Below are 10,518 nucleotides of genomic sequence, written 5' to 3'. Positions count from 1 at the left end.
TAGCTAACAGGAGGCACCTACGGAGCCATCAGCTGATCTATTTATGCTATAAACAGGCAACTCCTCCGGAGTCATAGACAGAAGGTCGCAATAGTTCCAGCGGAACTACCTGGTTATAGCACATACAATTGTGATTTAATGGCTCCAGTGGAGCCCCCTGTTTTAAAAGCGATTTCCCTGGCGTTAACATATCTTACTTTCTATCCAAACACAACCTTCCGTTCCGGAAATTTAGTTGCATAATTGGCCACCATCCCTTTGATATAATCATTGCCGGGATAGGGGGTGAGGTGATTTTTTAATTGCTGCAGGTTGTCGACATCAAAATAATGGGAGATGAACCCCATACCATAAAATTTGCCCTTTTCAATCAGCAAACAGCTATGTTCCTCATCAGTACGGCCGGCATCCCTGATGGCGAAGGTGGGCAGGGCGTTATTTAATTCATCAATGGCAGCATTTACTTTTTTGTTATAGGCTTCGGGCGATTCAACGCCTTCGCACGCACATTTTTCGCCGTTTACGCCAATACAAGGCTCTGTATTGGTTTGAATAAAGCAAAGTTTTGGACAAAGTTCAAAGGTATCAATCAACTGGAGGATTACACTACGCGCTTCAAATAGTGTGTTGCAACTATAAATGGAGCCGGTCATTTTTCTGTGCTTATCCACAGCCAGGCGAAGGTAGCCGCGCTGGTCTTCAAAGGCATATAGGCTATAAGCCTGCTCAAACCGCTTTAAGGACCGGTTGTACCTCGGCCAAAGGCGCTTGATCTCCACAGCCTCCAGTACAAAGGCAATTAACTCGGTACCACAAAGCTGAAAGGTAATATGGCAGATATTCCGTAAAAACTCCTGCCGCTGCGGGCCCGGGTTATTGCCTGTGAAGTGGCTGCTTACCCGCTTTTTTAGGTTTTTTGCTTTGCCAACATAAATAACTTTCCCTTTTTCATCGTGGAAATAATAGATACCCGGCGATTGCGGCAACGCATCCACGTCCTTCCGGGGTAGGTTTGGTGGCAAAACCTGTTCTTTTGAATTTTGCTTTAACGCCAAAGGGATATGGTTACCCGTATCTTTCTGTAACAATAATGAAAATAGCTGTGATGTTGCTTCCGCATCGCCTGCCGCGCGGTGGCGGCTTTCGTTATCGATACCCAAATGCCTGCACAGTTTGCCAAGACTGTAGGAGGGAAGCCCGGGGATTATTTTACGACCCAACCTAACAGTACACAGTTTACTGCAATTCAACTCATAACCTGCCGCGGCCAAATGATAGCGAATAAAGGAATGATCGAAATTTACGTTGTGGGCAACAAAGATTTTATTATTCAGGAGGTGATATACATCGTGCGCCACATCCTCAAAAGGCGGGGCGTTTTGTACCATTTCATTGGTGATGCCGGTTAAGGCGCTGATGTACACGGGGATCTCCCTGCGCGGGTTCACTAAGGTTGAATAGCGCTCAATTACCTTTTTACCATTGTGTATGCAAATAGCTATTTCAGTAATGCCATTAGCGCTGGCATGCCCCCCGGTAGTCTCAATATCAACAATCGCATACATGGGGGTAAATGTAATTATTTTTTGCTAATTGTTTTAGTTTTTTGTTCATAGTTCATGGTTGATAGTTCATGATGAATAAAATTATTGGTTTCACCAAAAAGGCCGAAACCATATTTAATGATTTCGGCCTTTTATTATCTATTGTTGAAGTTTAATCTCCAATGGTTGCAGCTGCTATGAACTATCAACTATTAACCATGAACTACCTTACTTCTTCTTCGCCGGAGGCAATTGTTGTTTCTGGCGCGTCATTTCTTCAAGGCGGGCCTGGAAACTGCTTTGTTTCTTTTTTACCTCGGGTTTCTTTTTGTTTTCCTGGATCTGGGCATGGATCTTTTTATCATCAACCATCAAACGAATGATGTATTGCTGTAAGAAGGTAAGCATGTTAGCCAGGAAGTAATAATAATTCAATCCTGATGGATAACTGTTCAGCGCGCCAAGGAAAATGACGGGAGTGATATACCCGATATATTTCATTTGCCCGGTTGCGCCCGAGATCTGGTTATTAAAATAAGTGTAGATCAGCGTAGAGATCGTCATCAGCAGACACATAATACTTAAGTGGTTGCCGATAAACGGAATATTAGGGAAGGTGATCAGCGCGTCATAAGTTGAAAGATCATGCATCCATAAAAATCCCTGTCCGCGTAACTCAAATAAGCTCGGGAAAAACCGAAAGAAGGCAAATACGATCGGCATTTGTATCACTAATGGCAAACAGCCCCCCAGTGGGTTAACACCGGCTTTTTTGTACAGTTTCAGGTATTCCTGTTGTAAAAGGGTAGGGTTATCTTCGCCAACTTTTCCCTTAATTTCGTCCATCTCCGGCTTTAATACACGCATCTTTGCCATTGACAAGTACGACTTATAGGTAAGCGGTGATAAAACGAGTTTAAGGATAAGGGTCAGCGCCAATATGATCAAACCATAATTGCTCGTAAACTGGCTCAGGAAATTAAATACGGGCAATACTGAAAATCGGTTGATATATGCCAGGAATCCCCAGCCCATGTATACCTGTTTTTCCAGGTGATAGCCCTGTGTTTTAAGGAAGTTATATTTAACCGGGCCAAAGTAAAATTCAAGAGGGTAAGTACCGTCTGTATTTTTGCTAACGGTAAGCGCGGCGCTCATCTGTCGTGAATGGGTAGTATCCGTTACGTCGGTACTGATAGACATGCTTGATTTATCAAAACCCTTTTTTGCGATTAGCACGTCAGAGAAAAAGTGCGCCTGGTAGGATACCCATTGCAATTTTTTATCATTCACATCGGTTTTATCGTCTTTGGTTTCGCTCAAATAATCAACACCTTCATCAGTATTCATAAAGTATATGGTCGAATAGCGGCGTTCCTGGTCCATATCTTTTTCCTGTTTACGCATACTTGCGGCCCAGTTAACATTGATGGTGTTTGTATTGGCAACCTGGTCTAACCCGGTTGGTTTTATAGTTAAGCCTAATTTATAGCCTTCACCTTTAAGTGAATAGATGTAATCAATATATTGGGTTGCGCTATAACTCAAACGCATGGTAACCGTGCTGGAATCTTTACCGGAAACGGTAAGCGCGCTGGCACTTGGGGTAAAATAAAGATTATCGGTATTGATGCTGTTATTGCCGGCAGTAAAATTTAAACCGAAATGATTGTGGTCTCCTTCAAATAATACCAGCGGTTTTTTATTAAAAGTTTTGTAGTCTTTCAATTCAACTGAATAAACGCGGCCGCCATGGTTGGTTAACTTTACAATGATGTCCTTATTTTCAAGTGTGATCAGTTTTTCGGTACCTACTGTTGCGGCGCCGAAGGGGCTTTTTAATATTGCCGAATCAACTTTAACATTCGCGACTGCTTTTGCAGTGTCAGCAGCTTTTGTTGCTATAGCGGCTGTTTTTGGCAGCAGCCCTTTTTTCGCCGAATCTGCGTGCATCCGGATCGCTTCTTTCTTTATGTCAGCATCATTAGGTTTCATGAAAAAAATGGAAGCTCCCATTATGATCATGATCAGGAATAATCCTGTAAACGTATTTTTATCCATTACTATATTTTCGTTCTATTTTTATTGCTTACGGGCATAGGCCAGCGAAGCGGCGACAAAGTTAATAAAAAGTGGATGCGGATTTGCAACTGTTGATTTTAATTCGGGGTGAAATTGTGAACCGATAAAAAACGGATGATTTTTAAGCTCAACTATCTCAACCAGGTTGTTTTCGGGGTTAAAGCCAGATGGCATTAAACCGGCATTTTCGTAATCCTTTAAATAGGCGTTATTAAATTCATAGCGGTGCCTGTGCCGTTCACTGATCCTGGGCTTGCCATAAAATTTTTCGGCTTTGCTGCCTTTTTTCAAATCGCATACATAAGCGCCCAAACGCATGGTGCCGCCTTTGTTTACAATTTTCTTTTGGTCTTCCATCATCCCGATCACCGGGAATGGGGTGTCCGGGTTCATTTCGGTGCTGCTCGCTTCTTTCAAACCTAATACATTGCGGGCAAATTCAACCACCGCGCATTGCATGCCCAGGCAAATACCAAAGAAAGGGATATTGTTTTCGCGTACATAACGGATGGCTTCAATTTTGCCTTCAAAGCCGCGCTCGCCGAAGCCGGGTGCTACCAAAACACCGTGCAGGCCTTTTAGCCTTTCAACGGCATTGCCGGGTGTTAACATTTCCGAAGGGATATATTCAACTTTTACTTTGCATTCGTTTTTTGCACCAGCATGTATAAATGACTCGCTGATGGATTTATAGGCATCAGGCAGTTCCACATATTTCCCTACAAGGCCAATACGAACTTCGGAAGTAGGGTTTTTTAAGCGGCCCAAAAAGTCTTTCCAGTTTTCCAGGTCGGGCTCGTTTTTATTGGGCAGTTTTAATTTGGTTAAAACGGTTTTGTCCAATTGCTCTTTCAGCATCAATAGCGGTACATCATAAATAGTGGATGCATCAATAGATTCAATTACCGCGTTGATGTTCACATTACAAAATAAAGCTATCTTTTTACGGATATCCATATTAAGATGATGTTCAGTACGGCAAACCAAAATATCAGGCTGGATACCATATTCCAGCAGCATTTTAACAGAGTGCTGCGTAGGTTTGGTTTTTAATTCGCCGGCAGCTGCAAGGAAGGGTATTAAGGTTAAGTGGATTACCAGGGAATTACCTGAACCGATTTCCCACCTGAACTGTCTAACCGCTTCAATATAGGGTAGCGACTCAATATCACCAACAGTCCCGCCCAATTCAGTGATCACGATATCATATTCGCCGCTTTCGCCCAGCAGGCGGATATTCCTTTTAATCTCGTCCGTAATATGCGGTACAACCTGTACGGTTTTACCCAAAAAATCCCCCTGGCGTTCGCGGTTGATCACATTCTGATATATGCGACCCGTAGTAATGTTGTTGGATTGCGAAGTAGGGGTATTTAAAAAGCGCTCGTAGTGGCCAAGGTCCAAATCGGTTTCGGCGCCGTCTTCAGTAACATAGCATTCACCATGCTCGTATGGGTTCAATGTACCCGGATCGATATTGATATAGGGGTCGAACTTTTGAATTGTTACGCGATAACCGCGCGATTGAAGGAGTTTTGCAAGGGAGGCTGATATAATGCCTTTCCCTAACGACGAGGTAACGCCGCCCGTAACAAAAATGTATTTAGTCATGATTTTTTTGCTTTTGAACCGGCATTTGGGCCGAAACAAATTGTTTGTGTACGGGATACAAAAGTAAGAAAATTTTTGGGCTTAAAACGAAGAAGTTTTAAATGTGGAAAAAGGGGTTTGATTTGAAAATTTCAGGATTTGGAAATTTGAAAATGAATTATACTGCTACAAACTAATTTTCAAATTGCTACATCTTCAAATTATCAAATTGATCATTTAGTCGCCCCCGATTTAAACTCATTATAAGCATGGATATAATGCCTCAGTGTTTTCAGGTCATAATCCTGTTCGGCTTCAAACTGTTTCGCCAGGTCAGGGTCATCTGCTATCAGGCCAAGCAGGTATGCTTTGCGTTTTTTCCGGCTGTCGCCGCCAATGTTCAAGGTATTCGATTTTATTTGTTTCAGCGAGGCCAAATCTTTGCTGACATAAAAATATACGTCGTTGCGGCCGCCGGTATAGTAACCGTTCATAAAATATCCGGAGCTAACGATATGCTGTTCATAAAGCCTTATGGTGCCTGACTCCAGCCTTTTTAAAAATTCAGGGTTATAGCCGTCCGTATCAATAGGTAAAGCTTCATACATCGTTGAGTCCCAAGCACAATAATAAGCTTTTAGATCGTCTGTGGATGGCTTTTTGAATTTTTCAGTGGAATTAACAGGCTTGTATCTTAAGGTGCCCAAAGCCGGTTTTTTAAAATCACATTGTACAGTATCGCCTTTAGTATTGACGATATAACCCGTTAATTTTGATTCTTCTTTATCAATTACTTTAGGAAATTTCCCCTGGCCAATGGCACAGCAAAAAGAGGCCAACAAGCTGAAGGTAGTCAATAAGGTTTTAAAAGGTTTCATTTGTAATTATCTGTTTAGGAGTAATTAAATTTACTTGCCCGCGTTGTACATTTCAACCAGTTTTTTAAGTTCACCAAAACTGATGTGGCCTTCTGCCTGGTAGCGGCTGTAAACATCTTTATTGTCCTGGATGAAGGGGACAAATTTGGCATCAAGCAGTTCCTTGTTTTTGCCGCGCGAAATATCATCGTCCATTACCACTTCGGCTGTATCGGTTGTTTTTGCTACGAAATTTTGGGTTTTGGTTGCTGGCACGTACGACGTAGCCATCGGGTTTACACGGGCGTAGGTGAGCGAGCCGTCATAAAAGGCGAGCTTGCCGCTCATTTCGTATAGATTTAATTTGCCCGCTACCAGTACGTCAACAAAACATGGGATTCGCGAACTGGTAATATAAACCCTCCTAACCCACATTTTTTTGTTTTCAGAATAGAATTCCCGCACATTACGCAATTCTATTTTAATAGGATCGCCCTTATCCGTTTTATATTTAATTACCCCCATCCACCCCCGCGAAAGTTTGCAGTGTATGGTGTCGTGTTTGTCGGTGATCACGCGGTCTTCATATTGCGCTTTCAGCGATAGCGTTGTAAGTGAAACTGCACTTAACAGGATGAGTTTTTTAAGGGATATGGTCATGCTTGGTTAAATTGAGACAGGTTTTAATTGCAGTAAATCGGTTATGCAATGTAATTTATTGTTTCAATTTTTCCAAATCCTCCGGCGTATCCACTGCATAAGTCTCCAGCTCCGTTTCGGCAACTTTTATGCGGTAGCCGTTTTCTATCCAGCGCAATTGCTCCAGGCTTTCGGCTTTTTCAAGAGATGATACCGGCAGTTTAGTGATCTCCTGCAAAACATCTGCCCGGTAGCCGTAAATGCCGATATGCTTAAAATAAGTAAAATGGTTGAGCCAGTTTTGCGGTTCCTGCCCGCGGATATGCGGCAGGGGAGAGCGGGAAAAATAAACGGCTTCGGACAGCTTGTTTACCACCACTTTTGGTGAGTTGGCATTGAATAATTCTTCTTTGCTTAATACTTTTTTGATCAGGGTAGCGATCTGGGTATCCTTATCATTAAAACAAGCCGCCAGTTTGCTGATCTGCTCCGGGTCGATAAAAGGTTCATCGCCCTGGATATTAATGATCACATCGTATTGGAGGTGCTTCAGGGCCACTTCGGCGCAGCGGTCCGTCCCGCTCTGGTGATCGGGAGAGGTGATGACGGCAACCCCGCCAAAATCGTGCACATGTTTATAAATGCGCTCGTCGTCGGTAGCAACAATCACTTCAGCTAAATGTACACACTTTTTAGCTTGTTCATAAACCCTTTGGATCATGCTTTTGCCGGCAATATCAACAAGTGGTTTACCCGGAAAACGGGTAGAGGCGTAACGGGCGGGGATGATGCCGAGAATCATATTTACGATTTTAGATTTTTCACAATTGTTTGTTTTTAATTGTGTTCAAGAGGGCTGCGCCGTTTACGATTTACGATTGCTGTCAAATCGTAAATCGTAATTCTAAAATTAAAATAACCCATGTATCTCCCGCTCCACCATCTGTACTACGGTAGCCAGGTCTTCGGATTTATTCGCAAAATCAATATTATCCTTGTCGATGATCAGCAATTTGCCCAGTTTATAGCCGTTGATCCATTTTTGGTATTTATCGTTCAGTTTGGACAGGTAATCCAGCCGGATGCCTGATTCATATTCGCGGCCGCGGCGTTGGATATTGTTTACCAGCGTGGGTACCGAAGCTTTGAGGTAGATGAGCAGGTCGGGTGGTTTAATGTTTTCAATAATATTATCAAAAATGGCCTGGTAATTCTGGTAATCGCGGGTAGTCATCAAACCCATATCATGCAGGTTTTCGGCAAAAATATAGGCATCCTCGTAAATGGTCCTGTCCTGGATGATATTGTGTGGCTCTTTCTGAACGTCAACCATCTGCCGGTAACGGGCATTTAAAAAATAGATCTGCAGGTTAAAACTCCAGCGTTTCATGTCGCTGTAAAAATCTTCCAGGTACGGATTGTTGTCAACAGCTTCATACAAAGGGTCCCAGCCATAGTTTTTGGCCAGCAATTCGGTCAGCGTAGTTTTACCGGCGCCAATGTTTCCTACAATAGCAATGTGCATTTTTAGTTGATCGTTAATAGTTGTTTTCGTTCATAGTTCATGGTTCATAGTTCATAGCGGGAGTTCTTAAGCCGTAGCCAACCATTAGTGTAACTAAATCATGATAAAACTCCGCCTAATATACATTATGGAGCATGAACTATCAACAACGAACTGAAAATACGATATCAAATGTCAACTGGCAGCCACTATGAACTATAAACCATGAACTATAAACTTCCTCAGAAGCTTCTGAAACCAATAGTTTCCCGTACTTCTTTAAGGGTACGCTGCGCGCTTTCACGGGCTTTAATGGCGCCGTGTTTGGCGACCTGCCGTAAATAGGGTGCATCGTTGGCAATATCGTTTATTTTTTCGCGGATGGGTGTAGTCGCTATAATAATATCCTCGGCCAGTTGTTTCTTCAGGTCACCGTAACGTACCTGGCAGCTGTTGTATAAATTGTCGAAATGGGTGTAGGTATCAGCAGACGAAACCACCTTCATGATGTCAAAAAGATTTTGTATTTCGACCGGTTTTTCCTGGTTTTCGGCAGTCGGGCCGCTGTCAGTAACGGCGCGCATTACCTTTTTGCGGATTGCTTCCGGCGAATCGGATAAAAAAACCGCGTTCCCTTCACCTTCTGACTTCCCCATTTTACCGGCGCCATCCAGGCCCGGAATTTTTACCAGGCTCTCGCTGTAATTAAATGCATACGGCTCCGGAAAAACTTCCTTATTGTACAACCGGTTAAAACGGTTGGCAAAAGTGCGCGCCATTTCCAGGTGCTGTTCCTGGTCTTTACCTACCGGTACCTTGGTCGCTTTATGAATAATAATATCTGCGGCCATTAAAACCGGGTAGGTTAAAAGGCCGGCGTTCACATTATCGGGGTTCGCACGTACCTTATCTTTGAATGATGTGGCCCGTTCCAGTTCTCCCAGGTAGGCATTCATATTCATATATAGGTAAAGCTCGGATATTTCGGGGACATCTGATTGTAAATAGATCGTCGCAGTTTCGGGGTTGATGCCGGCTGCAAGGTATTCAACCAGCACCTGTTTAATATTACCATGAAGATCGGCAGGGGTGGGGTGTGTGGTTAATGAATGCAGGTCGGCTATAAAAAAATAGCAATTATACTCATGCTGCATTTTTACGAAGTTTTGTATCGCTCCGTAGTAATTCCCCAAATGTAGTTTTCCGGTTGAACGGATCCCACTAACAACAGTTTCCATGGCGCGAAAGTAAGGATTTTTTATATTTTTGAGGGAGATGAAAATACTATTGAAGAAAATCCACGTGTATTTATATGTCGCCAGCGTAGCCCTTACCTATTTTTTATTCTGGCCCTTGCTGTATTATTTTTCGCGTAATCCATCCCGTTATCACGGTATGAATAAACTAAGGCGCGCCTGGGGTTTTTTAAGTTCGGGCTTTGTTGGTTTTCTTTTTAGCTATGAATACGAGCAACCCATCGACTGGAGCAAAACCTATATTGTTTGTCCTAACCATACTTCAAATCTTGATATCGCGGCCATGTCCGTGTTAGTAAAAAGCAATTGCTGTTTTATGGGTAAAGAAACATTAAAGGACGGGTTGGTGACGGGCCTGTTTTTCAGAACAGTGGATATCCCGGTAAACCGCGAAAGTAAAATGTCATCCTACAGGGCATTTAAAATGGCCGGCGAAAGACTCAACAGCGGGTATACGCTCATCATTTTCCCGGAGGGAGGCATCGCCGATAATTATCCCCCAACCCTTCATGAGTTTAAGAATGGGCCGTTTAAATTGGCTATTGATTTAAAGATCCCAATTATACCTGTGTCGACCTCAGATACATGGAAGAAACTTTGGGACGATGGCACCAAATATGGCACAAAGCCAGGCATTTGCCATTACCATGTGCACAGGCCGATAGAAACGGCACATCTTGCCCCGGCCGATGCGGACGCGCTGCGTGATGAGGTTTACGGCATCATCGGCCGGCAATTACAGCTGGGGTATATGGCATTGGAGATCGCATGAATATGATTTTCTGCTTAGACGCAAAGTGTTGCGTCTCTACGCAACTTTTTGCTATTTTTGGGAGCCATGATAATCTTATTAAAAAGAATACATACCCATTTTTACAGGTATAGCGTAGCCTTTTTTTTTCTGTTGGTTTGGCCCGTTTTATTTTACCTGTCGCGCAGAGCGAAACGATATAAATATATAAACGGGTTCAGGCGTTTTATCATCAAGGCGAGTGCACTCGTTTCGGGAATATTTTTCAGGGTGAAATATGAGGGGCAGATCGACT

General features: G+C 43.0%; 9 protein-coding genes and 1 pseudogene. 2 read left to right on the top strand and 8 right to left on the bottom strand.

The annotated features are described in order from the left end of the window. Positions 1-200: 200 nt before the first annotated feature. The 8 genes from QZY09_RS17575 to trpS form a co-directional block, all read right to left on the bottom strand. Positions 201-1,565 carry an exonuclease domain-containing protein gene (locus tag QZY09_RS17575; protein WP_295674491.1) on the bottom strand — a complete coding sequence of 455 codons (1,365 nt, stop codon included), beginning with the start codon at positions 1,563-1,565 and terminating at the stop codon, positions 201-203. A gap of 207 nt (positions 1,566-1,772) precedes the next feature. Beyond that, positions 1,773-3,605 carry a membrane protein insertase YidC gene (gene yidC, locus QZY09_RS17570; RefSeq protein ID WP_295674490.1) on the bottom strand — a complete coding sequence of 611 codons (1,833 nt, stop codon included), beginning with the start codon at positions 3,603-3,605 and terminating at the stop codon, positions 1,773-1,775. 21 nt (positions 3,606-3,626) lie between these two features. Continuing rightward, the gene (locus QZY09_RS17565; RefSeq protein WP_295674489.1) at positions 3,627-5,237 is read right to left on the bottom strand and encodes a CTP synthase; all 1,611 of its coding nucleotides are present in this window, start codon (positions 5,235-5,237) and stop codon (positions 3,627-3,629) included. Between the two features lie 212 nt (positions 5,238-5,449). Continuing rightward, positions 5,450-6,094 carry a hypothetical protein gene (locus QZY09_RS17560; protein WP_295674487.1) on the bottom strand — a complete coding sequence of 215 codons (645 nt, stop codon included), beginning with the start codon at positions 6,092-6,094 and terminating at the stop codon, positions 5,450-5,452. Between the two features lie 30 nt (positions 6,095-6,124). Next, the gene (locus QZY09_RS17555; RefSeq protein WP_295674486.1) at positions 6,125-6,733 is read right to left on the bottom strand and encodes a hypothetical protein; all 609 of its coding nucleotides are present in this window, start codon (positions 6,731-6,733) and stop codon (positions 6,125-6,127) included. Between the two features lie 55 nt (positions 6,734-6,788). Next, positions 6,789-7,514 carry a 3-deoxy-manno-octulosonate cytidylyltransferase gene (gene kdsB / locus QZY09_RS17550; RefSeq protein WP_295674485.1) on the bottom strand — a complete coding sequence of 242 codons (726 nt, stop codon included), beginning with the start codon at positions 7,512-7,514 and terminating at the stop codon, positions 6,789-6,791. Between the two features lie 108 nt (positions 7,515-7,622). Further along, positions 7,623-8,237: a deoxynucleoside kinase gene (locus QZY09_RS17545; protein ID WP_295674483.1), complete on the bottom strand. Its 615-nt coding sequence runs from the start codon at positions 8,235-8,237 to the stop codon at positions 7,623-7,625. 221 nt (positions 8,238-8,458) lie between these two features. Beyond that, positions 8,459-9,454 (bottom strand): tryptophan--tRNA ligase, encoded by a 996-nt coding sequence (trpS, locus tag QZY09_RS17540; RefSeq protein ID WP_295674482.1) that lies wholly within the window; start codon positions 9,452-9,454, stop codon positions 8,459-8,461. Positions 9,455-9,491: 37 nt separating this feature from the next. On the opposite strand from trpS, the gene QZY09_RS17535 reads away from it, so the two are divergent. Beyond that, entirely contained in the window at positions 9,492-10,244 is a 753-nt protein-coding gene (locus QZY09_RS17535; protein ID WP_295674481.1) for a 1-acyl-sn-glycerol-3-phosphate acyltransferase, read from the top strand. 66 nt (positions 10,245-10,310) lie between these two features. Continuing rightward, positions 10,311-10,518 (top strand): annotated as a pseudogene (locus tag QZY09_RS17530) (1-acyl-sn-glycerol-3-phosphate acyltransferase); the annotation flags it as partial.

The sequence above is a fragment of the uncultured Mucilaginibacter sp. genome (assembly GCF_903913935.1).
Lineage (GTDB): Bacteria > Bacteroidota > Bacteroidia > Sphingobacteriales > Sphingobacteriaceae > Mucilaginibacter.
This window is presented reverse-complemented; position numbering and strand designations above follow the sequence as displayed.

What these genes read in the sequence shown, in the direction of transcription:
- QZY09_RS17535 (WP_295674481.1), top strand. Translation starts at nt 9,492, where the DNA reads ATGAAAATACTATTGAAGAAAATCCACGTGTATTTATATGTCGCCAGC.
- QZY09_RS17545 (WP_295674483.1), bottom strand. Translation starts at nt 8,237, where the DNA reads ATGCACATTGCTATTGTAGGAAACATTGGCGCCGGTAAAACTACGCTG.
- kdsB (WP_295674485.1), bottom strand. Translation starts at nt 7,514, where the DNA reads ATGATTCTCGGCATCATCCCCGCCCGTTACGCCTCTACCCGTTTTCCG.
- QZY09_RS17555 (WP_295674486.1), bottom strand. Translation starts at nt 6,733, where the DNA reads ATGACCATATCCCTTAAAAAACTCATCCTGTTAAGTGCAGTTTCACTT.
- QZY09_RS17560 (WP_295674487.1), bottom strand. Translation starts at nt 6,094, where the DNA reads ATGAAACCTTTTAAAACCTTATTGACTACCTTCAGCTTGTTGGCCTCT.
- trpS (WP_295674482.1), bottom strand. Translation starts at nt 9,454, where the DNA reads ATGGAAACTGTTGTTAGTGGGATCCGTTCAACCGGAAAACTACATTTG.
- yidC (WP_295674490.1), bottom strand. Translation starts at nt 3,605, where the DNA reads ATGGATAAAAATACGTTTACAGGATTATTCCTGATCATGATCATAATG.
- QZY09_RS17565 (WP_295674489.1), bottom strand. Translation starts at nt 5,237, where the DNA reads ATGACTAAATACATTTTTGTTACGGGCGGCGTTACCTCGTCGTTAGGG.
- QZY09_RS17575 (WP_295674491.1), bottom strand. Translation starts at nt 1,565, where the DNA reads ATGTATGCGATTGTTGATATTGAGACTACCGGGGGGCATGCCAGCGCT.